A 25,755-nucleotide genomic window follows, 5' to 3' on the forward strand; every position below is an offset into this window, starting at 1 on the left:
TTTTCCGCGGGGGAACAGAGCTCGCCCATGGCCGCCATTGATCAGCTATTTGTGGCCACTGTGAAGGCCAACCCGGCTTTACGTGTACGACTGGGGAATCCGGATGAACTGCGCAGCAATCAGATGAATCAGACTCTTGATTTGTTGAAGCACCGGACCTTGACCCCCGAGCCCGGGCTGGCCGAATCCCTGCACGACTCGGTGATCACGGCGCTTAATGAAGAGGCTGTCGTCAATGCAGCGTTGGGTAACAAGGGCGGTCTGAACTTAGTGGTTTCCTATGAGGCATTTGCCATGAAAATGGTCGGAGCTCTCCGTCAGGAAATCATTTTTGCCAGGCACCAGAAAAGCCTGGGCCGGCCGGCTCGCTGGCTCTCGGTTCCTATCATTGCCACGTCGCACCTCTGGGAAAATGGCAAAAACGAACAGTCTCACCAAGACCCGACCTTTGGCGACGTGTTAATGGGTGAGATGAGTGACATCGCCCGCGTAGTCTATCCGCCAGACAGCAACAGCGCGTTGGCGTGCCTTAATGCTTGCTATCAGACGCAAGGGCAGGTCTGGGCCATGACAATTCCCAAAGGTCGGTTGCCGGCAGCATTGGAAAGCCGGCAGGCCGAGAAATTGGTGATGGATGGTGCTTTTGCGCTAAGCGAAGGTAATGACGTGCAGTTAATCGCCGTGGGAGCCTATCAACGGCAGGTTTGTGAGGCCGTAGCTGACGACCTCAACGAGCAGGGCATCTCATGCGGCGTTGTCTGCCTGTTGGAACCGGGGCGTTTCCGCGACCCTCGGGACGGGGTAGAGGCGGAGCATCAGTCATCCGGCCAGAACAGAGCGGCGCTGTTCGCCAGTGATGTAAAGCTGCGGGTATTTGTGTGCCATATGCGCCCGGAATCCCTGCTGGGCGTTTGTCGTCCTCTGGACCTGGGGCGGGATCGTACATTGGCTTTCGGTTACACCAATCATGGGGGAACGCTTGATACCGCGGGTTTGCTGCTCGCTAATGGCAGCGATCCTCAATCGGTCAGGCAAGCCATTGTGTCAAGACTGGACAAGCTGGACGCGATGAGCAGCAGGTGCTAGAGCAGTTTGGTGAGGAGCACCGCACCTATCACAGTCGTATTACCCCTCGGTGCCAGGATGAAGTTTGGTCACGTCGGCTTCGCTGGGTAGCGTTGCCGCCAGAACCGCGCTGCCGACCAGTGCCGCGATGGCAGAGGCGAATAACACGCCCTGGCGGGCTGCGGTCAGAGCCGCCGGGGCATCGAAAGCCAGTCCGGCGATAAACAGGCTCATGGTGAAACCGATACCCGCCAGCACGGCCACCCCGAAGAGGTGCCACCAGTGAACCCCGATGGGCAGTCGTGCGAGGCGTAGGCGGATTGCCAGCCAGGTGAAGATAAACACCCCCAACGGTTTGCCTAGCACGAGGCCGAGGGCTGCACCGAGAAAGACGTTGCCGAAACCCTCACTTCCATCTCTCATCACAATTCCTGCATTGAAGAAAGCGAATACGGGCACGACGCCGAAGGCGACCCAGCGCTTCAGGCCAAGGTAGGTGCGAGCAAGGGGGGAGTTTTCTCGATGGCCATCTTTGGTCTTGGCAGGAATGGCAAAAGCGATCACGACCCCGACCAAGGTCGCATGAACCCCAGATTTGAGTACCGCGACCCACAACACCAGCCCCAGCAGCACGTAAGGCAGGGCGCTCATGACCCGCAAGCGATTTAGAACGGTGAGCCCAGCGAGGGCAATGCTGGCGATAATCAGGGCCTCTCCCGCGAGGCGTTCTGTATAGAACAAAGCGATGATTATGATGGCACCGAGATCGTCGAATACCGCCAAGGCCATAAGGAACACCCGCAATGCGGGGGGGACGCGCTTGCCGAGCAGCGAGAGCACCGCCAACGCCAGCACGATGTCGGTGGCGGTAGGCACGGCCCAGCCGTGGGCTGCGATACCCTCAGTTCCATTGATCTCCAGGTAGATCAGTGCCGGCAGCATCATGCCGCCAATCGCAGCGATGCCGGGGAGTGCGGCTTGTTGGATCGAGCCCAACAGTCCCCCAAGCAACTCGCGCTTGAGTTCGACCCCCATCAACAGGAAAAAGAACACCATCAGCCCGTCGTTGATCCACAGGATCAGCGGCTTGTGGATGCCCAGGGCGCCCACATGCACTGACACAGGGGTGTGATGCAGGAATTGGTAGAACTCGCGTAGCGGGGTGTTGGCAAGCACCAACGCCAAGAGCATGGCACCAACGGTAATTAAGCCCGCCGCCCGTTCTTCAGATCCCTGTTTTGTCAGTGTCGTCATGCATGAGGCCAAATAAATATTGTCATATACATTGCTTGTTCGGCAAACCGCAGGCCGAAACAGGTGGGGCGAGCCGATGTTTGTCGGGAGGTGCCCGGCGTAGGCATTCGGTGAACTGTCCCTCTGGCATCCTTTTGCCATGCTTGGTCGTACCGTGTCCATGGCCCGTCACACGAGCGCCGCAGTCGAAACGCATCATCAGGAATATGTTTCCTGCCCAAGGCATGAAGTACGCCAGCTCGTTCATAGTATTGTTCCTTCAACAGGGAGTTATTGTCAAATCTGGTGTATGAGCATCAGGCGGCGTCTCTGCCGGATTGATCATCCACCCGGAAACCGGGACAGATCCGGAAACCGGGACAGATCTATTTTCCACGCGCCGGTCCTTGAAAGTTTGGCCCCGCTCGCACCCAAGCCTTTCTCTGTAGGCTAGAATACAAATCCCCAGGCACAGGACGGATCCTGTGCCTTGACTCCACAAGGCAAGGAGAAGCCAATGCCCCGTCAGGCTCGGGTGATCGTGCCCGGACTTCCTCATCATATTGTACAGCGCGGTCACAACCGCCAGGCCGTGTTTGTTGAAACTCGCGACTATGAGTACTACCTGTCGAATCTGAGAGAGTGGAAGGTAACGCTCGGTCTGGAGGTATACAGTTATTGTCTGATGACCAATCATGTCCATCTGGTGGTCCGCGCGACGGATGAACTGTCCGCCATTCCCCAACTGATGAAGCGTCTCGCAGGTCGCCAGACTCGTTTCGTAAATAGTATGGAAGGGCGTAGTGGTTCCTTGTGGGAAGGGCGGTACAAGGTCAGCCCTATCGATACGGATGCTTACTTGTTGAGCTGCTGCCGCTACGTCGAACTGAACCCGGTGAAGGCGCAGATGGTGGAGTTTCCGGAGTTATACCCTTGGTCCAGCTATCCAGCACGGGTAGGGCTTATGGCCCAAGACTGGCTTGATGAACCGCCCACCTTGGGCAACCTTGGGCGAACCCCAGAGGATCGGATTCAAAACTATCGTAACTTCGTTGCCGATAGTGCCAACGCGATATCTGATGGTTTGATTCGTCAGGCAATCGATCGAAACAAATTGACAGGTGGTGAACGATTTATTGATGAGGTAGAGCGGCGTACCGGCATTCGCGTGGAAATGCGTGGTCCTGGGCGACCGAAAGGTGAGAAATAGGTCTGTCTGGGTTTCAAGTCCCGGTTTCAATCGCGCTTGAGGTTTGAAGCGGGCTTCTCAGAAGCCTGTGTCAGGGCCAGCCTTCAATTAACCAGCCCAATAAAATGCATCAGCATCAAAACCAGCATGACAGCAACCGCGCCCATCATCATGATAAACATCGTCCTGCCCAACAGGCGGTCAAACCAGTTGGTGTTTTCGTAAATTGGTCGCTCATCTGCCGCAGTGAAGGAGAGGGTTGACCGTCTGAGCCGTTCGCTGAGCCATTGGGGGCGGCACATGGCGCCAGCGACGTTGAAAATATCCCAGCGACTGGCGAACTCAAGTCCTAGTTTGTGCCCATCCATAAACGTAAACCAATGATCTTATTGTAAAAAATGCGAACTGAATAAATAAAACCTCCGGCGGAAAATGGCATTCTTTGTTTCAACCAATTGAAATTAAAAGAAAAACCAAAATCCGCGGAGGCCACAATGCGAAAAAAAAGCATTGCACAACGCAGTATATTCGATGTGTTTGCCGAGCACGAACTCGGCCGTGAGTTGAAGCTCATGTCCGATTGGCTGGATGAGCACCCCGAAGTGCTGGAGGGGGTGGCTGCGGACTTGGGCCGAGACCGGGTGAAGCCGACCGGACGCCGTGGCTTGTCGGTGGAGACCGTGTTGCGTTGTGCCCTGCTCAAGCAGCGCCGCCAGCTCAGCTACGAGGAGTTGGCCTTTTGCCTGGAGGACTCTCGGTCGTTTCAAGCCTTTGCGCGGCTGGAGCCGGCCTGTCGGCCCCGCAAATCCGTGCTTCAGGCTTGCATCGGCCGCATTCGCGCCGAAAGCTGGGAGCGGATCAACCGGACGTTGCTGGTCAGTGCGCAAGCGGAGAAGGTCGAGCGTGGACGCAAGGTGCGGGTAGACAGCACGGTGACCGAGACGGATATTCATCCACCCACCGATAGCAGCCTGCTGTGGGACGGGGTCCGCGTCCTGGTTCGCTTGCTGAAGTGGGCTCAGGCGTTGGCGGGCGACACCCGGTTGACCTGGCATGATCACGGTCGGGCGGCGAAAAAGTATGATCGCCAGATCCAGTATGGGCGAGGCAGGCAGTCGCAAGACAAGCGCTACCGGAAGCTGCTCAAAGTGGCCCGTGCCACGCTGGATTATCTGCACGAAGCCCAACTGAGGCTGGAGGCCCTGGCGGTGGAGGCGCAGGACCTGGCCGACTGGCAGGGGGAGGCGGTGCGCTATGGCGTCTTGCTGGCGCGGGTGATCGATCAGACAGAGCGGCGGGTCCTCAAGGGGGAAACGGTGCCGGCAAGCGAGAAGGTGTTCAGCCTGTTCGAGGCCCATACGGACATCATCATCAAGGGTGGGCGAGAGATCCAGTATGGCCACAAGCTCAATCTGACGACAGGCGTTAGCGGCCTGGTGCTTGACGTGTTGATCGAGCCAGGCAACCCCGCCGACAGTGAGCGTTTTATGCCGCTGCTGGAACGGCAGATCGCCTGTTACGGGCGTGCACCACGCCAAGTGGCCGCCGATGGCGGCTATGCCAGCCAGGCGAATGTGCGCCACGCCAAGGCCCTGGGCGTCAAGGACGTGGCCTTTCGCAAGAAGAAGGGCCTGAGGGTCGAGCAAATGGCGAAAAGCCTTTGGGTCTATCGTCGGCTGTGTGACTTTCGGGCGGGTATTGAGGCGGGTATCTCGTGTTTGAAGCGGGCCTATGGGCTGACTCGCTGCACCTGGAAGGGGCTGTCTCATTTCCGAGCCTATGTCTGGTCGGCGGTGGTGGCCCATAATCTGGCGGTGTTTACGCGGCAGCGCCCCACTTAGCCCATCCCAAGATCCGCCGAACTCAGGTAGAGTGCATCGGCTAGAGGGGCCGAGGGGTGAGTTCGCCCGAAAACCGTCCTAATGCGGCCTCGGACGGCGAATTTGCCCCCCCGTGGTCCTGAAGTGTGTGAAGCGAGGGTGAGGTGTGGTTCCGTGGCCGGCCTCGCCAAGTGTGAATATTGAAAAACGCCTGTTTATGGATGGGAACTAGTTTGTCCCTGGTTTCGGGATTTTTCCTTAGCCTTCTGACTGTAATCTGTCCGAAGAGAAGAAAAAGAACCCATCCAATCAGAATGAAGAGGAAACAGATCCCGAGTAGAGTCGAAAAGGTCATAGGGCTGCCAGCCACTCCATAATGTCGTCGTACCAACTGCCGCTGTTTTTCTCAAAAACATGATTGGCAGCCACAGCGGTGCCGGCAGCGCCTACGGCAATAGCAGCACCACCGACAATCAGGCCCACTAGTCCTACGGGTGTAAATGCAGCCAAAAGGACTAGGAGTCTGCGCGGCAGAAACGTTTTGAGCCCTCGTTTCCGCCAGACCGGATCATTGTCTGGCCGGAAGGAGTGTTCGCGATATCGGATCGGCTCCATCATCGCTTTCGATCCAGCCAGTTAACCGGTTAAAAGGGGCATCGCAGGGCCCCAGCTGTACCTACCGTGAGCCAAAGGCTGCCTCAGCGACTTATGCCAGCCTCATCAGTGAACTCATGCGCCTGAGATTGAGCGACAGACAGACAAGATCCCATTCACCCTGCACCGCCTGAAGGCCCCGCAAGCCGAACTGCCGGAAGCCCAGGACATTCTTGATCCAGCCATTCACCGCCTCAACCATGTGCTTGCGCTGAGCGTAGACTGCTCGCCCCTCCGCCGTGGTAAGCTTCTCCTCCATGCGGGCCGTCGCCGGGTACCGGCTCGCGTTTATATCTCCGGTTTTTTTGCCTTCCCGGCGCAGCGAGACGTAGCCATCTATGCCTTTTGTCTCCAATGCCTGCAAGTCTTCCTCTTTGCGATAACCCGCATCAGCCAGACATTGGCCCGGGTAACTTCCCAGAGTTTCTTTTACCTCGCCCAGCAGCGGCACCAGACAGCCGTTATCACTGGGGTTGTTACCCTGGCGGTTGCCCACGATGATCTGGAACTCGCCATCCACGGCCAGTTGGCCGTTATAGCATTGCTGGAACCCATCATTCGTTTTCATGATCCGGCTTTGGGGGTCGGTAAAGTTACTCTGGGCCTTGTCCTCCGGAACTCCATAATCTCTCTTGAAGTTCCGGCCACCCTTGGGTGAGCGGCGATCATCGTCTGGATGCCGGCCTTTGGCCTCATCTTGCGTTTTTTGATCCGCTTCCAGTTTCTCCTTCGCTGCCCGGATCTTGTCCAGCCGCCCCTGACGGTGCTGAAGCTCTTCGGGTAACTCGTCGCCCCGCTGATCCGGGCCAAACTGTTGGTCTTCCGATTCATCCACACGGCGAGCCTGGCCACAAAGCTCATCAACCTCTTTTGACAGACGGGCTTCTTCCTCCCGCATGCGGTCATAGCTCATGGCCTTGTGCTTACTGGCGTTGGCCCGGACCTTGGTGCCATCAATCGCCAGCGTACCGAGAGTAACCAATTCCGCTTCCTGGGCGATCCGGACCACCTGAATAAATACGGCCTTGAACGCAGCCAGGTGTTGCTTGCGAAAATCGCAGATAGTGCGGTGTCTGGGGAAATTGCCAGCCGCCAGGACCCGAAGGGCGACATCTTCTTCCAACTTCCGGGCGATCTTTCGTGATGAAAACACGCCGGTCGCGTACGCATAGATCAACACCTTCAACATCATCCGCGGATCGAAAGGCGAGTTGCGCCGACCGCTCCCTTCATACCGGGCGTAGAAGGCACTCAGATCCAGTTCCTCGACCACGTCACTGATGAAATAGGCCAGATGCCCTTCGGGCAGCCACTCGTTCAGGCTCGGGGGAAGAAGCAGTTCCTGATCAGGTGAATAGGGGCGGAAGGTGGTTCCCATCGGATTCTCCGGTGCTGAAGAATTGCCAAAGTGGAAAGTTTGATGCGTATCAATTCCTCATTATAGAGAGGCTCTTTTTTCATCTTTTGTTGGATTTTTTCAGCATGAATTCAGGCTCATGAGTTTTAGTGGTAGGTAATGGCTGTCTGCTGGCGTAATTGTCAAAACGAAACAACATAAGGGAAAGGGAAGATGGATATTAAAACCTTCGGAGAACTTATTAACTGGACACGGGACCTGCATGCTCATCTTGCAAGATGCCTGTCCCACTGCGCCACTAAGAATGAAGAAGAGCGAGCACAAGCGTTGCTGGACTATTTGGCGACCCATGAATCGGAAATGGAACGTATTGTGAACGAGTTCAAGTCGCAGGGCGATTCCAAAGCGTTGGAGACAAGGGTCTACGACTACCTGTCTCACCATCCCATTAAGACCCACAGAACCTGCGATGAGCCCTACGCACAGCTGGATTTTGAGGGCATATGCAGAGAAGTATTCGATTTCCATGATCAGATAGAGGACCTTTATCGCACCATGGCCGACAAAGCCGAGATTCCCGAGGCGAAAGAATTACTGCAGTCGTTGCTAACCATGGAAGAGAACGAAGCTATGCGATTGGCCAGGCAGATAGGGCGTATGAACGACCTCTGATCAGAACACTGAAATTATTCTTCGACGCAGAAAAGGATGTTGATACATGGTGGCGTCTTCCAGTCAGTTACGGGTTTTCAAGATGGGTATCAATACTCGTCAGGAGCCTGTCGTCTACATGCGTGATGATTGTGATGTGTGCCTTTCAGAAGGATTCGCCGCCAGTTCCAGGGTGGGAATTTCCTCGCAGGGACGTTCCATCATCGCAACTCTCAATATTTCGTCTGATGAAACGGTTCCCAAAGGGTATGCGGGGCTTTCAGATATCGCCATAGAGCGGCTCGGGGTGGCTCAGTCTGACCTGGTTTCAGTACATCATGCGCCCTATATCGAATCCTTGAGTCTGGTTCGTCGGAAAGTATTCGGACACAGCTTGCTTCCGGCTGAGATGGCCCGCATTGTCTCCGATATCTCCGCACACAAATACAGCGATGTCGAAATAGCCTGTTTCCTGAGCGCTTGTGCGGGTGGCAGATTAGGTTTCGATGAGATTGTTGCTTTGACCCAGGCGATGGTGAATTGCGGACAACAGCTCGATTGGCCAGGCGTGGATCGTGTGTTCGACAAACACTGTGTTGGAGGCCTGCCGGGCAACCGGACCACGCCGCTGGTTGTGTCGATCGTCAGCGCAGCAGGCTTAGTAATGCCTAAAACCTCCTCCCGTGCCATCACCTCACCGGCGGGAACAGCGGACACCATGGAAGCGCTGACCAATGTGAGGCTTGGGCTGAACGAGATTCGCCGTGTGGTCAGAGAAACCGGTGCCTGTCTCGCCTGGGGTGGGGCGATGAACCTCAGCCCGGCTGATGACCTGTTGATTCGCATCGAGAGAGCGCTGGACCTTGATGGTGAGGGCCAGCTCGTGGCCTCGGTGCTGTCCAAGAAGATTGCTGCCGGTTCCACCCATGCGGTGATTGATATTCCGGTGGGGGAGACGGCCAAGGTTCGAACGCCCGGCGATGCCGACCGGCTGGCCTCTCTTTTCACAAGCGTTGGGGCGGCCTGTGGGCTGAAGGTACGCTGCATCGCGACAGACGGCAGCAAGCCGGTTGGTGCAGGGATCGGGCCGACAGAGGAGGCCCGTGATGTTTTGGCCGTGTTGCAGGGAAAGCGGGGTGCGCCGGAGGATCTACGGAGCCGCGCCATCATGCTGGCTGGCCATTTGTTCGATCTGGCTGATGGTCGTGGCGTGAAAGAGGGGATGGTCAAAGCAGAACGACTACTTCAAAACGGCTCTGCCTGGGGGCAGTTCAAGCGTATAACAGAGGCTCAGGGAGGGCAGAGGAGCTTAGGTGAAGCCCGTTTTAGGCGCCCAGTTCTGTGCTCGGAATCCGGAACAATCGTGTCTATCGACAATCGTCGGCTTGCCCGTGTCGCCAAGCTGGCAGGCGCACCTGCCAGCTCTACCGCAGGGCTGCGGCTACTGGCGACCGTCGGTGATAGAGTCACTAAGGGAGAGCCTCTCTATGAATTGCTCAGTGACAGTCCGGGGCAGCAGGATTATGCGCTGGCGTTTAACGATATGGGGCCGGCAATCTTCACTGTAAAGCGAGAGGAATGATTGTGGGCATTACTGAAAAAAGTGTGTTGTTCAGCCTTGCTCCCCATCCATTACGGGAAAAACTTTGTGATCGGCTCAATCTGGAGCCGGGAAGTTTGGAGGTGCGGAGGTTCCCTGATGGTGAGTCCTACTTACGTGTGCTCACATCAGTCAAAGGTGCGAACTGCGTAATATTGGCCGACCTAACGCATCCAGACACCAAATACCTTGCTCTCCTGTTTCTCTTTGAAACTCTCCGGGAACTCGGTGCCAGGTCGATTGGGTTGGTGGCGCCCTATCTTTGCTATATGCGCCAGGATCGACGCTTCGAAGAAGGGGAGGCGGTCACTTCCAGGGTGTTTGCCCAGTCTTTGTCTTTACATATCGACTGGCTGATCACCGTTGATCCGCATTTGCACAGGTACCAGTCTCTTGACGAAATCTACAGCGTACCCACGCAAGTTGTTCAGGGAGCACCGGCGCTGGCGGATTGGCTACGGGGGCAAAACGGTCTGTTGCTGGTAGGTCCGGACGCGGAAAGTGAGCAATGGGTATCAAGTATCGCGCAGGCCAGTAACCATCCTTATGTCATTGGCACCAAGCAGCGTCTGGGTGACCGGCGCGTTGAAGTCACCTTGCCGGATATCTCGGCGTATAACGGCCGGAAAGCCGTCATCATTGATGACGTTATTTCCAGCGGCCGCACCATTGGCGAGTGTGTCAGGGCACTTAAGGCACAAGGCACGGAGGCCATCCTGTGTGCGGCGGTGCATGGCATTTTTGCGGAGGCCTCGGACACCTACCTTCTGGGTACCGGCCTGCAGACGCTGGTGACCACCAACACGGTTCCACACAGCAGCAATGAGATCGATGTCAGCGAGTTGCTGGTGCCGCCGGTCAGGCATTTTCTCAATCAGGTGGAGGATGAGCGCCGATGAACATTACATTTCTGGGTGGCACGGAAACCGTGACCGGCTCCAAGTTCCTGGTTGAAACCGGCCAGACACGTGTATTGGTCGATTGCGGCCTGTTTCAGGGGTACAAGTGGCTGAGAAAGCGCAACCGGCAACCGTTGCCGCTCGATATTGCCTCGCTGGATGCCGTGCTTCTGACCCATGCCCATCTGGATCATTCAGGCTACATCCCCGTGTTGTACAAGCAGGGCTTCCGGGGGGCGGTTTATACCCATCATGCCACCCGAGAGCTATGCAGCATATTGCTGGCCGATAGCGGCCATCTTCAGGAAGAGGAGGCACATTACCTCGGCCGCCATAAGCTGAGCAGGCATGAGAATCCGGAGCCCCTGTATGATCAGGAGGATGCAGAAGCCTGCATGGAGCTGTTTCAGTCGGTGGACTTTCACCAAGTGATCCAGCTCGGTGATATACGCTTTCATCTGCGACCGGTCGGGCACATTCTCGGGGCGGCCTGTGTCATCATCGAGGCGGAAGGTAAACGCGTCGGTTTTTCCGGCGATGTGGGCCGCCTCAATGATATTTTCATGAGGCCACCGGCACCCCTGCCAGCACTCGACATGCTGATGCTGGAATCAACATATGGCGATCGTCGCCACGAAGACGTGGATTTGCCGTCACAATTGGCGGACATCGTCAACGAAACGGTCGACAAAGGGGGCAATATACTGATTCCAGCCTTTGCCGTGGGCAGAGCGCAGGTCTTGCAACATATGCTCACCGACCTGATGAAGGCGGGACGAATTCCAAGGTTGCCAGTTTATCTGGATAGCCCCATGGCGATTGATGTTTCTGAGATTTACTGCCGCTACGAAGATCAGCATCGGTTGAGCAGTTCAGAATGCCACGAAATGTGCAGCACCGTTCATTATAGCCGCAGCGTCCAGGACTCCAAGGCGCTGGCTGATCAGGCCTACCCGCACGTAATTATTGCAGGCAGCGGTATGGCAACGGGCGGTCGCATTCTTCATCACTTCAAGCGTCTCCTCGGCCAGCACCGCACAACCGTTATCTTTGCCGGTTATCAGGCAGGGGGGACACGAGGCGCCAAAATGGTTGATGGAGCGGAAAGGATCAAGATCCACGGCGACTGGGTTCCGGTCAAGGCCCGGCTGGAGGTGTTGAGTGGGCTTTCCGGACATGGAGATTTCACAGAGATTGAACAGTGGCTGGCTCAAAGTGACTTAGCCCCCGAAACGCCGATCAACTTGATTCATGGAGACCCTGATGCGCTGGAGGCCATGAAGGATCACTTGCGTCAGAACACCCGGTTTGAGGTGGAGGTGGCAAGCTACCAATCCATTTTGCGTCTTTGATGTGAGACCGGGCAAATACCCGGGGTAATCCGGATATTTACGGCGAGGATTTCTAATAGGCCACCATTAACGTCAGTAGAGTTATCAGGGAGAGATCATGAACGGCTATTCCATTGAGGATTCACATCGAATCCAGCAGCGTGCTGCCCAATACCGGCAGCGTTACCCCCAGTTTGCCAACTGGGCAAAAGGGCGCGGGGTGATCGAACATACCGATTTGACCCAGGTGCGCGTGTTCGACCTGTGCCAGGAACTCGTGTGTGCCGGGCGTTATGACTCGCTCGACGATGCCCTGATTATTTTCGAGGCTGCAGACACCCTCACCAACGCGGCCATGTGGCTGGTAGCCCACATGACTTATGCCAGCAGAGTGGACCTGTCCGGACAGCCGCTGGCGGCGGATGACTTCAAGGAAAATCCCCAGGGGCATACCGGTGGTTCGCTGAACATGGTGCCTGCCTATCTTGGCTACACGGCCGCCAACGCGTTGGCGGGGCTGACCCGTAGCTGGCTGATGGGGCAGGGGCACTGTGTGGCGGCTATCGAAAGCGTCAACATACTGCTCGGCAATCTGCATCCAGAACAGCAGGATCGGTACACGCTCGACGAGGCGGGGCTGTCCCGGCTGGTGAGTGACTTTTACAGCTACGCCGTCACTCTCGATGGGACACCGGGGGTTCCCCTGGGCAGTCACGTCAACCCCCACACTGCCGGCGGGCTGATCGAGGGCGGATACCTGGGCTTTGCGGAACTGCAATACACCCATATGCCGCTGCCGGGGGAGCGTCTGGTCGCGTTTCTCAGTGATGGGGCATTTGAGGAGCAGCGGGGCAGCGACTGGGCAAGCCGCTGGTGGCGAGCCGAGGACTGTGGCCTGGTGACCCCGGTGATGATTGCTAACGGGCGCCGCATTGATCAACGGTCAACCATCTTTCTGCAAGGAGGCACGGACTGGTTCCGGCAGCACCTGGAGCTCAATGGTTTTTACCCCATACTCATTGATGGCCGCGACCCTGCGGCCTTTATCTGGGGCATCTTCGAGGCCGAATCGAGGCTTCAGGCGTGCAGCGAACAGGTCAGCGCCGGCCACATGAGGTACCCTGTAAAGCTCCCCTATCTGATTGCCGAGACGGTCAAAGGCTATGGTTTCTATGGTGCTGGCTCAAACGCGGCGCATGGTACCCCGCTTCCGGCAATACCGAGATTTGATGAGGTCTCGCGCAGGCACTTTAACGAATCCATTGCCCGTTTGTTTGTGCCCGAGATCGAGATTCACGGCGCCCGCGACGTGCTGGCAACTCACCGGGCAGACGATCGGCCTGCGGAAAAGGATCATCCGCTGAGCTGTCGTGACGTCAAGCTGCAAACTGTGCCCGAACCGGTCTGGTTGCAAACGGCGGTATCAGAGTCGCCCATGGTTGCGATTGATCGGCAGTTTGTTGCCCTTGTAAAGGCCAACCCGGCGCTTCGTATTCGCCTGGGGAACCCGGATGAATTGCGTAGTAATCAGATGAACCAGTCGCTTGACCTTCTGAAGCATCGCACCCTGACGCCCGAGCCCGGCCTTGCGGAATCCCTTCACGGCTCGGTAATCACAGCCCTGAATGAGGAGGCCGTTGTCAGCGCCGCTCTGGGTAATAAGGGAGGTATGAATCTGGTGGTGTCCTACGAAGCGTTTGCCATGAAAATGATTGGCGCTCTTCGGCAGGAAATTATTTTTGCGCGACACCAGAAAAGTCTCGGTCGGCCCGCCCGATGGTTATCCGTGCCGGTCATTGCGACGTCGCACCTCTGGGAAAACGGCAAGAACGAGCAGTCTCATCAGGACCCGGCCTTCGGCGAAGTCCTGATGGGAGAAATGAGTGACACTGCCCGCGTTGTCTATCCTCCCGACTGCAATAGTGCTGTGGCGTGCCTTAACGAGTGTTTTCGAACCCAGGGGCAGTTCTGGGCCATGACGGTTCCCAAGGCAAAACTGCCTGCCGTTTTTGACGGCCGTCAGGCTGTGCAATTGCTCCGGGATGGTGCCATCGCTCTTGGTGAAGCCGGTGATGTGCAGTTGATCGCTGTCGGCGCCTATCAACTCCGGGTTTGCCTTGAGGTTGCCGAAGCGCTGGCTCAGAGAGGGCTTTCGAGTGGTGTGGTCTGCCTTCTCGAGCCCGGTCGATTCCGGAGTCCCCGGGATCCAATCGAGTCAGGGCATCAGTCTGGTAGTTCTTACAGGGCCGAGCTGTTTCCTCACGATACAAAACTCAGAGTGTTCGTGTGCCATATGCGCCCAGAGGCCTTGCTGGGACTCTGCCGTCCTCTCGATCTCGGGCCCGACCGGACGCTGGCGTTTGGCTATGAAAACCATGGTGGCACCCTGGATACATCGGGGCTGCTGCAGGCCAACAAATGTGATGCCCATTCGATAGTGCAGGCGATCCTGTCAAAAAGTGGCTCCTCAGGCGCTGATAAGGCGACATTGTAGCGATGGAGCGCGAGGATCGATTTACAACAGTCTTTACGGGGAAAACTAAAGCGCTGGTCATCACCGTACTGATTCTCACACTAAAACAATCCGGGCGGCAACCGATGCAGCTAGCCGCCCCACATACAGGTCAATCATGCTATGAATGAATCGTTCAATCACGCTGGGGCCTGGGGCATCACACTGATCGTTATCGTTCTGGTGTCCTGGTTCTTTTACCGTTATTTCGCGCCGAAAAACTGGCGGGAATGGGCCGGCGCCGGGGTGGTGCAGGCCTTCATCATTGCGCTTTATGCAGAAATGTACGGCTTTCCGCTCACTATTTATCTGTTGGTGCGCTTTTTTGGCCTCGACAGTGAGTATGTCAGCGCCAGCCTGTGGTCGACCCTGGTAGGGCTGGGTGAAACCGGGATGTTGGTCTCAATGTTGCTCGGCTATGCGCTCGCGTTCACCGGGATCGGCCTCTTTATTCAGGGGTGGCGTCAGGTCCACAAGGCACGAGGTGAAAACCGTTTGGTGAAAGACGGCTTGTATGCGTATGTGCGGCATCCGCAATATACGGGGCTATTCATCGCTCTGTTTGGAGAAGGGGTGGTGCACTGGCCGACGTTATTCTCGGTCGGCCTTTTTCCGGTGATCGTGCTTGTCTACACATGGCTGGCTCGACGTGAGGAACGGCAGGTGCTCAAGGAGTTCGGTGAGGAGTACCGTGCCTACCAGCGGCAGGTGCCGATGTTCATCCCCCGCTGGGGGCGGTGGCGTCAGCTCGCCGCTGCGTCACGAAATAGTAGTGAAAATGATACGGTGTGACGCAGGTATTGGTTTTGCCGGTCGACTGGTTCGCATCAGGCTCGATTCCGTTGAGACGGCGTACAGGAGCGATCATTCCCGGGTGTCTGACTATACTGCGTGGCGCCCCCACATACGGTGCTGGCTCAATCTCATGATATCCGGCCATTGTAAAAACTGACCTGCATCAAGATAAGGGCGGCACGACTGACAATTTCAGTTTCGTTTCAGTTTCAAGGTGTCTAATTGTTCATGTTTTGGATCAGTGGCTTTTCGAAAGCCTTTTTCCGGAACAGCTATATACGTCTCTTCATCTAACCCAGAAGGGTGCACCTATGAAAAAACTCCATTTTATTAAGCTGTCGCTGGCAGCCTCCGTATTCGCAAGCGGGGCCGCGATCGCAAACGAAGACACCGAATCAAGAATTGCCAACCTTGAGTCGCAGATCGCGGCACTGCGGGAGGATGTAAAGAGCAACAATCTCGATACGCTGTCCAAGCTGCATATGTCCGGATATAGCAACGTTGATTTCATAGCGGGCTCTGATCGACAGCAAGACGGTTTTACGGCAGCAAATTTTGCGCCGATCTTTCATTTTCAGTTTTCCGACCGGGTGCTGTTTGAAGGCGAGCTTGAAATCGTGACGAATGCCGATGGTGTAACTGAAATCGCAGCAGAATATGCGAACATCAATCTTATCCTGAACGATTACATGGCACTGGTCGCGGGCAAGTTTTTGAGCCCGATCGGCCAGTTCCGCCAGAATATCCATCCCGCCTGGATCAACAAGCTACCTACCGCACCCGTGGGCTTTGGTCACGGGGGCGCAGCCCCGCTCTCCGACCTGGGTGTTCAGTTGCGTGGCGGCATTCCGCTGAGCGGGTCGATGCGGGCCAACTACGCCTTGTTCACCGCGAACGGTCCGACCCTTCTGGTTGATGATGATCCCGGCCAAGAAGTGGAAATTGAAATGGAAACCGAGGCTGCCGCATCCAATGGCGATGGTAATATGGTCTACGGTGGCCGGGTAGGCTTCCTGCCGGTGCCGGCGCTGGAGCTGGGCCTGTCCGGCGCCCTGGGCAAGATCGGCGTGGCCGAGGGGCACGATGTGTCTGACCTGGCGGCAGGAGAGCCGGACCGTGACTACACCGTTCTGGGCGCGGACGCCGTTTACAACCTTGACACCCTGCAGCTGCGCGGTGAATTCATCCAGCAGACCGTGGGAAGCGAAGCCAGCAGCACAGTTGCTGATGGCGCGGCGGCCGGGGAACTTGACTTCAGAGCCTGGTATGCGCAGGCGGCGTACCGGGTGCCGGATACCAAGTGGGAAGGTGTTGCCCGCATAGGTGACCTGGACACCCCGAATGCCGATGCAAACCGCTCCCAGTGGTCCGTTGGGGTGAATTACCTGTTCGCAAACAACGTTATCATCAAGGCGGCCTACACCGTGGACGATTACGACTACAACGCTATCAACGATGACGAGCGCTTCAACATTCAGTTGGCTTACGGCTTTTAAGAGGGTATTAACATGAAACTAATGAACCGCAACCTCATCAGTAACGCTGCACTCATGGCCGCGCTTTTCATCGGTGGCGCAGGTTCAGCCGCTGCCCAGGACGCCGACGACCCCATGGCGTTCGTCCGGGGCGCCCAGTCATGGGCCGAAAACTGCGCACGGTGTCATAACATGCGCGACCCGGCCGAGTTCCGTGACGATGTCTGGGAGCCAACCGTGCTTCACATGCGAATCCGAGCGGGCTTAACCGGGCAGGAAACAAGGGATATCCTGACCTTCCTCCAGAAAGCCAATGATCCGGCAGATAATAAGGGGGAGAATAAATGAAACGATCATCTTTTCTGATCGCCAGCCTGGTCGCCGGGAGCTTTGCCTACTCAGGCGGAGCCGCGGCTCAGGCGGACAGCGTGGAAGCCGGCGAAAAGCTCTATAACTCCACCTGCGTTGCCTGCCATGGCGCAGACGGAAAGGGCAAGCTGCCCGGCGTTCCTGACTTCACAAAGAGCGATGGCCGGCTGACCAAGAGTGACGATGTATTGGTTACCAATATCATGGAGGGTTTCAAGAGCCCCGGCTCATCCATGGCGATGCCCGCCAAGGGCGGCATCAGCTCATTGACCAAGGAGCAGGCGGAGGCCATGGTTCTATACATGCGCCAGGCCTTTGCCAGCAATTAGTAGTTGAAGTAGGGCAACTCGAAACTCCTTGTTGCCCTACTTCTTAGCATGCGTCGTTATCGCAGAACAGCTCATACAGAACTTCTATGATCCGGCGCGCCTCCTCTCCCGCCAGGGAGTAGTGTATGGTCCGCGCTTCGCGGCGCGCAGATACCAGGCCGTCCTTGCGCAGCAGGGCGAGTTGCTGGGAGACGGCCGCCTGGCGCATCTCCAGTGCATCCGCAAGTTCGCTCACCGCCTGCTCGCCGTCGACCAGTTGGCAGAGGATCATCAGCCGGCTCCGCCCGGAGAGGGCCTTTAGCAGATTGGTGGCCTGATCCGCCGCTTCCGACATCCGATTTTTATTCATACATTCATAGCTCTGCAATCGTGAACATGTTAGGCTTGGTTCAGATGATCGGCTGCTCTTGGCCAGGTAGTCAAGTGTTGCCCGTCGTCGTCTGGCAGGCCCCGGCTCTCCATGGCCCGGCACGTGGCCATGCCAGGTATTGTGTACGGGTGCTTTCAGTGCAGCCAGCGCAGTGCGCAATCTGCTGAAAGTGCCGGAACGCGCTACTATAACAGGAGGGGCATATGTCTATCGACCGCCTTGTACTCGCCTTCGCAGGATCTTTCATTCTTGTAAGTCTGGCTCTCTCCCAGCTCCACTCGCCTTACTGGCTGTGGTTCACCGCGTTTGTGGGCGCCAACATGCTGCAGGCTGCCTTCAGCGGATTCTGCCCTCTGGCGAAGATCCTCAAGGCCCTGGGCAAGAAGCCCGGCGCCGCCTTCGACTGACTTGCGGAGGCGCTGTCAATGGCTGAAAACACCGAGAGTTCGTGGCTACAGTTCGCCACTGACCGTCCTCGACTGACCGTTTGGGCCATGGTGGTTGCCACGCTGGCGCTGGTGGCGCTGGCGGCGCTGCCAAGCGTCTGGCCCGAGCGGTTTGGTCTGCTTAATCCGCTGACCATCGATACCGACCCCGAGAACATGCTCTCTTCCGACGAACCCGTGCGCGTTTTCCACGACGACATGAAGGAGCAATTCTCGCTTTATGACATGGTCGTGGTGGGTGTGGTCAACGAAAGCAACCCTGACGGGGTATTCAATGTCGGTTCGCTGCGGCGCATCTATGAGCTGACGGAGTATGCCAGTACGCTCAGGTGGCCCGATCCGGACAACCCGGGCCGGCAGGAGGGCGTGGTCGAGGAGGATATGCTCGCGCTCTCGCGGGTCGACAACATTGAGCAAGAGGGGGTCGGCTCGGTTCGTTTCAGCTGGCTCATGCCAGAGCCGCCGGATACCCGCAACCAGGCGCTCGCTATTCTTGAGCGGGCGCAACGCATTCCGCTGTTCGACAATACCCTGGTCAGCGCCGATGGTAAGGCAGTCGCCCTTTACCTGCCGCTGACCAGCAAGGACATGAGTTACCGGGTCCGCGAAGCCCTGCTTGACAAAGTCGCTGGCTGGAAGGATACCGGCGATCAGGTCTACATCACCGGGCTGCCCGTGGCGGAGGACACCTTTGGTGTGCAGATGTTCTATCAGATGGCGATCTCGGCGCCACTGGCAATGCTGGTCATCTTCCTGGTGATGTGGTGGTTCTTCCGCCACGTCCGGCTCATTACCTCGGCGATGATCGTGGCCATGGTGGCGGCCGCGAGCACCATGGCGCTGCTGGTGATCAGCGGCAGCACCGTCCACATCATGAGCTCGATGATCCCCGTATTCATCATGCCCATTGCGGTGCTGGACGCGGTGCATATCCTCTCGGAATTCTTCGACCGCTATCCCCTGCATCGTGACCGCCACCGGGCCAGCCGGGAGGTTATGGGGATACTGTTCAAACCGATGCTGTTCACCACCCTGACGACGATGGCCGGGTTTGCGTCACTGGCACTCACCCCGATCCCGCCCGTTCAGGTGTTCGGCATCTTTATCGCGATTGGTGTGTTCCTGGCCTGGTTGTGCACGGTGACCTTCATTCCTGCTTACATCATGCTGATGCCGGAGCGGCGGCTCACCGGCTTCGGGCACGCCGCCGGGGACCCGGACCAGGATACGGTCATGGGGCGCTGGCTGCGTCGCCTCGGCGAGGGCGTGGTCAGCCACGCCAGGGCGGTGCTGGTGGTTACCATGGTCGTGGTGGTGGCCGCCGGTTATGGCATCAGCCTGATCCGCATCAACGATAACCCGGTCAAGTGGTTCGAGCCCGAGCACCCCATCCGGGTGGCAGACCGGGCGCTCAACGAACATTTCGGCGGCACCTACATGGCCTATCTGGCGCTGGTTCCGGAGGGGGATAACGCGGCCCAGGACAACCAGATCTTCAAACGCCCCGAAGTCCTGCGCTACATCGCCAGGTTGCAGCAGCGGCTGGGCGAGACCGGCGTGGTCGGCAAGTCCAACTCCGTCGCCGATCTGGTCAAAACCGTCCACCGCGAACTGCTGGGCGGCGATGACGGAGCCTTTCGCATTCCGGACAGTCCGGCGGCGGTTGCGCAGACCCTGCTCACCTACCAGAATGGCCACCGCCCCCAGGATCTCTGGCACTTCGTCACCCCCGACTACCGCCGTGCCAGCATCTGGGTTCAGCTTACCAGTGGCGACAACCGGGATATGAGCCGGGTGGTTCAGGCGCTCGACGACTTCATCGCGGCCAACCCTCCGCCTGCGTCGATCCAGGCACGCTGGTTTGGTCTTAACTACATCAATGTGGTCTGGCAGGAAAAAATGGTCAGCGGCATGGCCATGGCCCTGTTCGGCAGTTTCGTGGTCGTGCTCCTGCTGATGGCCTTATTGTTCCGCTCGCTGCTCTGGGGACTGCTGTGCATGATTCCCCTGACTGTGACCATCGGGGCCATCTACGGTCTGATCGGTATCATCGGCAAGAACTACGATATGCCGGTCGCCGTGCTGAGCGCCCTGAGTCTGGGGCTCGCCGTGGACTACGCCATCCACTTCCTGGCCCGCGCCCGCGCCACCCAGGCTGAGACAGGCTCCTGGCGTCGCTCGGTGGCGCCGATGTTCGGCGAGCCGGCACGGGCGATAACCCGCAACGCCATCGTACTTGGCGTTGGTTTCCTGCCGCTGCTGGCCGCACCGCTCGTGCCCTACCAGACGGTGGGGGTATTTATCGCGGCCATTCTGTTGACCGCCGGCCTGAGCACACTGCTGATCCTGCCGGCACTGGTAACCCTGCTGCAACGATGGCTGTTTCCCGGTGCCCGCAGGGCCGCCCCGAATCCGCAAAACCAAGAGGAAGGCGTGCAATGAGTAGATACTGGCCTGTTACCCTGTTCCAAAAGCTGACCCTGGTGGTGATCGCGCTGGGCATCACGCCCATTGCCCTGGCCCAGGATGCCGGTGGTGCGCCTTCGGTGGAGCGTATTGTCAACCGGGCCAATATGGTCTCCTACTTCCAGGGGCGTGATGGCCGCGCCAGGGTCGCCATGACCATCACTGACCGCCAGGGGCGTACCCGCAGTCGCGAGCTTACCATTTTGCGGCGGGACGGCCCGGAGACAGATGCCATTGAGGGGAGCGCCTATCGTGGCGAGCAGAAGTACTATGTCTATTTCCGGCGGCCGGCGGATGTGAGCCAGATGACGTTGCTGGTGTGGAAACACCAGGACCGGGACGACGACCGCTGGCTGTACCTGCCGGCGCTGGATCTGGTTAAGCGAATTGCCGCCTCCGACAAACGCACCAGCTTCGTCGGCTCGGATTTCTTTTACGAGGATATCTCCGGGCGCAGTATTGATGCCGACAGCCATGAGCTGATCGAGACCACAGACAACTACTACGTAGTGCGCAACACACCCAGGCGGCCCGGGGAGGTTGAGTTCGCCTACTACGATGTCTATATCCACAAGCAGTCGTTCCTGCCGGTTCGCACCGAGTATGTCGACGACAGTGGCAACCTCTACCGGCGTTACACCGCGCTGGCGGTGGAGAAGGTGCAGGGTTACCCCACGGTCGTCAAGGCGAGGATGGAGAACCTGCGCAGCGGCGGCACCACGGAGCTGACCTACACTGGCATTGACTATGACCTGGGCCTGCCGGAAGACGTCTTCTCGGAGCGCTACCTGCGCCGGGCACCAAAGGAGTACTTGCAGTGACCACCGGTGCACTGAGGGCAGGAGGGCGTGGATGAACACCAGAAGCCTGCTCTGGGGCATGTTGCTGGCGGGTATCGTTCTCGGTGCAGCGCCCGGGGCGCTATGGGCGGCCGCGCCCGAGCTGCCGGAGGGGCTGGGTGCGCCAGCCAGTGATACCGCGGAACCGGCCCTGCCAGCGGGCCTCGGGGGTGAGGCCGGGGCAGAACAGACCACCGACCGACCGGCTTCGACGGCGCTGCCATTTCGTCTGCGCGGCTTCTGGGAGGCCCGCGGCGGAACCCGGCTGGGCGATGATCCCCGCCAGCGCGATCTCTCCATCGCCGAAACCCGGTTGCAGCTCGAGGCGGAGAAGTATTTCCGGGGAGCAACGTTGCGCCTTACCGGCGATTTTCTCTATGACGACCTGGACGATGATCGGTCGGTGGACCTGGAATCGGGTGAGGGCGCCTTCGACCTGCGCGAGGCCAGCCTGGTGTTTTCGCCGAGCGCGGACACCGATGTCAAGCTGGGGCGCCAGATACTCACCTGGGGAACCGGCGACCTGGTGTTCATCAACGATCTGTTTCCCAAGGACTGGGTCTCGTTTTTTATCGGCCGCGATGTGGAGTACCTCAAGGCGCCCTCGGACGCGCTGAAGGTCTCGGCTTTTTCCAGCTGGGCCAATCTTGACCTTGTCTACACCCCCCGGTTTGACGCTGATCGCTTCATCGACGGCCGCCGTCTCTCTTTCTTCAACACAGGGCAAGGGCGGCTGACCGGGCGCAATGCGGTTGTACTGGCGGACCGCCCGGCGGACGCGTTCGAAGACGACGAGTGGGCCGCCCGGCTGTACCGTAACCTTGGCGCCTACGAGGTCGCGCTCTACGGCTACGACGGCTTCTGGAAGAGCCCGGCCGGGGCTGATCCGGCCAGCGGTCGGGCCAGGTTTCCTCCGCTGTCGGTGCTCGGCGCCAGCCTGCGCGGGCCGGTGGGGCCGGGCATCGGCAACGTCGAGCTGGGCTATTACGATTCCCGCGCCGACCGCGATGGCGACGATCCCACGGTGCGCAACAGCGAGCTGCGCCTGCTGCTCGGCTATGAGCAGGAAATTGCCCGTAACCTGACCCTGGGCCTGCAATACTACCTTGAGCGCATGGGCGAGTTTGAGGCCTACCGGCGGGCCTTGCCCCCTGGTGCCCCGGTGCGGGACGAGAATCGCCACGTCCTCACCCAGCGGCTTACCTGGCTGACACACAGCCAGAATCTGGCGTGGTCGTTGTTTCTGTTCTACTCGCCCTCGGACCGGGACGCGTACCTGCGCCCCCGGGTGGGCTATCAGGTTGATGATCATCTCTCTGTTGAAGCCGGCGGGAACCTGTTTTTCGGCGCCCGGGAGGAAACCTTCTTCGGTCAGTTTCAGGACAACAATAACCTGTATCTGGGGGTGCGCTATGGGTTCTGAAAAGGTTAGGTGTTGATATTGAAGGGCTGGCTACTATAGGCCTCACTCGGTTTACCCAAAGAAAAGGAAATGTATATGTCTTACACAATGAATCGCGTAATTCAGAATGTGGATTTCGAGACAGTGGATGAGCGAACCCGCAAGGCCCTGGCCGATCAGGGTTTCGGGGTTCTGACAGAAATTGATGTTAAGGCCACCATGAAAAAGAAACTGGACAAGGACATGCCCGCCTACAGAATTCTCGGTGCCTGCAATCCGGCCTTGGCTTGGGAAGCAATTGGCGTGGAACCTCGGGTAGGCGCTATGTTGCCGTGCAATGTCATCCTGCGCGAGACCCCGGAGGGCGTTGAAGTCAGTGCGGTTGATCCCGTGTTATCCATGACAGCGATCGATAATGAGCAACTCAAGCATATTGCGGGTGAGGTGAGAGATAGGCTGTCGGAGATTATCAAGGCGGTATGACTCGACTCGCACCAAAGCACTCGCTGCGTCCTTAATCATTGCCGCACCGGGTGGCTGGGCCCCTGGTTCGGCATACCAGGCAAGTTGAGCCCCGATCTAAGTCGGCCCACGTCAAAGCCACTTGCGTAGCAACAGGCCAAGCGTGTCATACACGGCTTTTATGAAGCCGCGGTGTTTCCAGGCGATGCCAGTGATTTCACTGGCATCCTGCAGGTCAGTTACGAACTCGTTTCTTAACTGGCCATTCAAGGCTTCGTTTGTGGAAATCAGCGTCAGTTCATAATTAATAAACAAACTTCTGTAGTCGAAGTTCGCGGTCCCTATGCTGCCCCAGGCATCGTCAACGAGCAGTACTTTGGAATGCAATAGCCGGGGTGTGTACTCGAATATGCGAACGCCGTGTTCCAGCAGTTCCCCGTAAATGGCGCGGGCAGCCCATTGTGCGGGGGTCGAGTCGGTCTTTTCGGTGGTCAGGATCCGCACATCGACTCCCCGGCGGGCCGCGAGAGCAAGTTGTTTGCGTAATCCCCGGTCCGGTACGAAATAGGGCGTCGCCAGCCAGATTTTGTCGGATGCTCCGGCCAGTTGGTCTTTGATGGAGCACCGCAGCTGGATGCGGCAGGCGCGTGTGGTATTGGGAGTGATCCGGCTGTCACCGATGGTATGACTCTGTGGGCTCCAGTCAGGGTGACCGCACCAGAAGGCGTCAAACAGAGCGTCAGCCTCCGCCGCCAGAGGCCCCTCGAAGCACACATGCACGTCGCGCCAACGCTTTGGGCCGTAATAGCGCCTCGAGCCTTCGCGATGAATGTTGAAGCCGCCGAGATACGCTGTTTTGCCGTCAATGACCAGCAGCTTGCGATGGTCGCGACGGTTGTAACGCATCGGTTGCCGCCAGCTCCAGCGGTGAAAGCGCTGTAGACGGACGCCGGCGGCCCTGAGCTGGCGCCGGTGCAGCCGCGTAAGGACGCCACTTGAGCCCAGCGCATCAACGTGAATTCGCACGTCGAGGCCGTGGCGGGACTGCTTCATCAGTTCATCGAGCAGCTCAGCCCCCACCTCGTCCGCCGCCAGGATATACGAAGCAAGAAAGATACGCTGGCTGGCGGTACGGACCGAGCGAATCATCTCCGCATAGAGTTCGTCTCCCTCACCGAACAGCCTGAACACACCCTTCACGGCCCCGCCCTCGGGTTCACAGGCGGCGTCGCCGGGGTTGCCGTCCATATCTATAACCCCAAAGAGCCGATACCCAGGCTGTCGTTGGTGTCTCTGATCGACGTTTCCGCATCGGGTTCGGCCCCGGTCAGTGCGCGTATGGCATCGATGGTTTCCGGAACAACAATCGCCTGGTTGTCGACCATATAGGCATAAAACAGCTCATTGCCCTGCACTTTGAGCATGTCTTCCCAAAGCGCGACTTCATACAGGCTGTCGTGAGGCCGGCCAAGGTCGGCCATCAACTCCTTGACGCTGTTGATCGCGCTGAGCCCGTCACTGATCCGGATAAGGGCGATGCGGGAGGAAGTGCGAAACGCGTCGAGCACTTCGTCCTTGCTCGCCTCACGTGTCAGTTGAACGGACCAGTAGTGCAGGTGGGCCAGTGTCTCCGGAACCTTGACCGCCATGGTTACCACATCCAGGTCCGGGTCGACACTTTGGGCATCCGGGCCCTGGTGACTGGGAATCTCCGGCTCTGGCACGAGGGTATTCATGATCCCGCCCTGATGGCTCTCCCAGGGATCGGTGGCCCGGCGCAGAAGGGTTCCCCGTGCCCGGTCCAGCAAGCCGTGGCGTTTGAGCGCTGACAGGGTACGAATGATCGACGTTGTGTTGCACGATACAACGCGCGTGCCGTCACGGCCGACAGCACTCGCGTAATTGGCCTCGGCAACGAATGAATGGCCCGTGCTTTCATGTGTCTCGCCGCCATGAACGATGTACTTGATGCCAAGCCGCCGGTAGATTTCGATATTCTTGCTGGCCAGGTGTTTTGGTGTACAGTCCACCACGATGTCCGCGGCCTCAAGCAGGTCGTCAAGCGTGCCGGAGACATCAAGCCCGGCTGCGCCCATGGCAACGGCGTGCTCTTCAGTCGCGCCGTACAGGGCATACCCTCTACTCAGCGCTGCTCTCACTCGCCAGTCCTGCGCGACATCAGCTACGCCAGCCACAGCCATGTCTTTTTGTACCGCAACGGCTTGCGCTACCCGTTTGCCGATAACGCCATAACCGTTGACCGCGACGCGAATAATTCTCTGACCGACCATCTTTTGTATCTCCAGCTTCTGAAAAGGGGCGAGCGAACTTTTATGTTGCTTAGTTGACCAGATTATAGGCAAAGACTGAATTTCAGCTGAAAGTCCGGTTTGACGCGTAGCTCAGGGCAATGGCTTTACCGAAAAGTTGATGGTGATCAAAAAAATGCAAAGCACAGAAATGCTTTTCAGGTTCAGTTCATCCGGGCGTA

Annotated in this window: 24 protein-coding genes; 17 read left to right on the top strand and 7 right to left on the bottom strand. The window is 58.0% G+C overall.

Annotated elements, in window-relative coordinates:
- The first annotated feature begins 27 nt into the window (after positions 1-27).
- The gene (locus AC5JQH_RS12130) at positions 28-1,086 is read left to right on the top strand and encodes a hypothetical protein (protein WP_493805634.1); all 1,059 of its coding nucleotides are present in this window, start codon (positions 28-30) and stop codon (positions 1,084-1,086) included.
- Between the two features lie 39 nt (positions 1,087-1,125).
- Here the strand turns inward: AC5JQH_RS12130 and nhaA are convergent, their stop codons facing one another.
- Entirely contained in the window at positions 1,126-2,319 is a 1,194-nt protein-coding gene (gene nhaA / locus AC5JQH_RS12135; RefSeq protein WP_493805635.1) for a Na+/H+ antiporter NhaA, read from the bottom strand.
- 496 nt (positions 2,320-2,815) lie between these two features.
- On the opposite strand from nhaA, the gene AC5JQH_RS12140 reads away from it, so the two are divergent.
- Positions 2,816-3,508, top strand: coding sequence for a transposase (locus AC5JQH_RS12140; protein ID WP_493805636.1), 693 nt, complete (start codon positions 2,816-2,818; stop codon positions 3,506-3,508).
- 83 nt (positions 3,509-3,591) lie between these two features.
- On the opposite strand, the gene AC5JQH_RS12145 is transcribed toward AC5JQH_RS12140, so the two are convergent.
- Positions 3,592-3,855, bottom strand: coding sequence for a hypothetical protein (locus AC5JQH_RS12145; protein ID WP_493805637.1), 264 nt, complete (start codon positions 3,853-3,855; stop codon positions 3,592-3,594).
- 126 nt (positions 3,856-3,981) lie between these two features.
- Here AC5JQH_RS12145 and AC5JQH_RS12150 point away from each other — a divergent pair, with 126 nt between their 5' ends.
- On the top strand, positions 3,982-5,328 hold the full coding sequence (locus tag AC5JQH_RS12150) for an ISNCY family transposase (protein WP_474541292.1): 1,347 nt from the start codon (positions 3,982-3,984) through the stop codon (positions 5,326-5,328).
- Between the two features lie 330 nt (positions 5,329-5,658).
- On the opposite strand, the gene AC5JQH_RS12155 is transcribed toward AC5JQH_RS12150, so the two are convergent.
- A complete protein-coding gene (locus tag AC5JQH_RS12155; protein WP_493805638.1) occupies positions 5,659-5,817 on the bottom strand; it encodes a hypothetical protein in 159 nt (52 codons plus the stop codon).
- Positions 5,818-6,013: 196 nt separating this feature from the next.
- The gene (locus AC5JQH_RS12160; RefSeq protein ID WP_053113971.1) at positions 6,014-7,339 is read right to left on the bottom strand and encodes an IS1182 family transposase; all 1,326 of its coding nucleotides are present in this window, start codon (positions 7,337-7,339) and stop codon (positions 6,014-6,016) included.
- Positions 7,340-7,531: 192 nt separating this feature from the next.
- On the opposite strand from AC5JQH_RS12160, the gene AC5JQH_RS12165 reads away from it, so the two are divergent.
- From AC5JQH_RS12165 to AC5JQH_RS12205, 9 genes are all read left to right on the top strand, one after another.
- Positions 7,532-7,990: an ATPase gene (locus AC5JQH_RS12165; protein WP_092034305.1), complete on the top strand. Its 459-nt coding sequence runs from the start codon at positions 7,532-7,534 to the stop codon at positions 7,988-7,990.
- Between the two features lie 46 nt (positions 7,991-8,036).
- The gene (locus AC5JQH_RS12170) at positions 8,037-9,551 is read left to right on the top strand and encodes a thymidine phosphorylase family protein (RefSeq protein ID WP_493791852.1); all 1,515 of its coding nucleotides are present in this window, start codon (positions 8,037-8,039) and stop codon (positions 9,549-9,551) included.
- Positions 9,548-10,468, top strand: coding sequence for a ribose-phosphate diphosphokinase (locus AC5JQH_RS12175; RefSeq protein WP_493791851.1), 921 nt, complete (start codon positions 9,548-9,550; stop codon positions 10,466-10,468). The genes AC5JQH_RS12170 and AC5JQH_RS12175 overlap by 4 nt, the downstream gene beginning before the upstream one ends.
- Positions 10,465-11,820, top strand: a complete 1,356-nt coding sequence (locus tag AC5JQH_RS12180) for an MBL fold metallo-hydrolase RNA specificity domain-containing protein (protein WP_493805639.1) — start codon at positions 10,465-10,467, stop codon at positions 11,818-11,820. Before AC5JQH_RS12175 ends, AC5JQH_RS12180 begins: the two co-directional genes overlap by 4 nt.
- A gap of 97 nt (positions 11,821-11,917) precedes the next feature.
- On the top strand, positions 11,918-14,293 hold the full coding sequence (locus AC5JQH_RS12185) for a phosphoketolase family protein (RefSeq protein ID WP_405418206.1): 2,376 nt from the start codon (positions 11,918-11,920) through the stop codon (positions 14,291-14,293).
- A 141-nt stretch (positions 14,294-14,434) separates the two neighbouring features.
- A complete protein-coding gene (locus AC5JQH_RS12190) occupies positions 14,435-15,103 on the top strand; it encodes a methyltransferase family protein (RefSeq protein ID WP_053113994.1) in 669 nt (222 codons plus the stop codon).
- Between the two features lie 314 nt (positions 15,104-15,417).
- Positions 15,418-16,602: a porin gene (locus AC5JQH_RS12195; protein ID WP_493791847.1), complete on the top strand. Its 1,185-nt coding sequence runs from the start codon at positions 15,418-15,420 to the stop codon at positions 16,600-16,602.
- Between the two features lie 12 nt (positions 16,603-16,614).
- Positions 16,615-16,929, top strand: coding sequence for a cytochrome c (locus tag AC5JQH_RS12200; protein ID WP_493791846.1), 315 nt, complete (start codon positions 16,615-16,617; stop codon positions 16,927-16,929).
- Complete coding sequence (locus tag AC5JQH_RS12205) at positions 16,926-17,279, top strand: c-type cytochrome (RefSeq protein WP_008170016.1); 354 nt, start codon at positions 16,926-16,928, stop codon at positions 17,277-17,279. The genes AC5JQH_RS12200 and AC5JQH_RS12205 overlap by 4 nt, the downstream gene beginning before the upstream one ends.
- Before the next feature lie 43 nt (positions 17,280-17,322).
- On the opposite strand, the gene AC5JQH_RS12210 is transcribed toward AC5JQH_RS12205, so the two are convergent.
- Positions 17,323-17,628, bottom strand: coding sequence for an ArsR/SmtB family transcription factor (locus tag AC5JQH_RS12210; RefSeq protein ID WP_493791845.1), 306 nt, complete (start codon positions 17,626-17,628; stop codon positions 17,323-17,325).
- Positions 17,629-17,852: 224 nt separating this feature from the next.
- Here AC5JQH_RS12210 and AC5JQH_RS12215 point away from each other — a divergent pair, with 224 nt between their 5' ends.
- The 5 genes from AC5JQH_RS12215 (at position 17,853) to AC5JQH_RS12235 (ending at position 23,285) form a co-directional block, all read left to right on the top strand.
- Positions 17,853-18,056, top strand: a complete 204-nt coding sequence (locus AC5JQH_RS12215; protein WP_053113999.1) for a YgaP family membrane protein — start codon at positions 17,853-17,855, stop codon at positions 18,054-18,056.
- An 18-nt stretch (positions 18,057-18,074) separates the two neighbouring features.
- A complete protein-coding gene (locus AC5JQH_RS12220) occupies positions 18,075-20,537 on the top strand; it encodes an efflux RND transporter permease subunit (protein WP_493791844.1) in 2,463 nt (820 codons plus the stop codon).
- On the top strand, positions 20,534-21,382 hold the full coding sequence (locus AC5JQH_RS12225; RefSeq protein ID WP_405418220.1) for an outer membrane lipoprotein-sorting protein: 849 nt from the start codon (positions 20,534-20,536) through the stop codon (positions 21,380-21,382). Before AC5JQH_RS12220 ends, AC5JQH_RS12225 begins: the two co-directional genes overlap by 4 nt.
- Positions 21,383-21,413: 31 nt before the next feature.
- Positions 21,414-22,823 (top strand): hypothetical protein, encoded by a 1,410-nt coding sequence (locus tag AC5JQH_RS12230; protein WP_493791843.1) that lies wholly within the window; start codon positions 21,414-21,416, stop codon positions 22,821-22,823.
- A gap of 75 nt (positions 22,824-22,898) precedes the next feature.
- Complete coding sequence (locus AC5JQH_RS12235; RefSeq protein WP_493791842.1) at positions 22,899-23,285, top strand: DUF302 domain-containing protein; 387 nt, start codon at positions 22,899-22,901, stop codon at positions 23,283-23,285.
- Positions 23,286-23,396: 111 nt separating this feature from the next.
- Here the strand turns inward: AC5JQH_RS12235 and AC5JQH_RS12240 are convergent, their stop codons facing one another.
- Both AC5JQH_RS12240 and AC5JQH_RS12245 read right to left on the bottom strand, forming a co-directional pair.
- Positions 23,397-24,512 carry a phospholipase D-like domain-containing protein gene (locus AC5JQH_RS12240; protein ID WP_482901787.1) on the bottom strand — a complete coding sequence of 372 codons (1,116 nt, stop codon included), beginning with the start codon at positions 24,510-24,512 and terminating at the stop codon, positions 23,397-23,399.
- A 2-nt stretch (positions 24,513-24,514) separates the two neighbouring features.
- Positions 24,515-25,555, bottom strand: coding sequence for a type II glyceraldehyde-3-phosphate dehydrogenase (locus AC5JQH_RS12245; RefSeq protein WP_493805640.1), 1,041 nt, complete (start codon positions 25,553-25,555; stop codon positions 24,515-24,517).
- Positions 25,556-25,755: the final 200 nt, after the last annotated feature.

Source organism: Marinobacter sp. H13 (genome assembly GCF_059072335.1).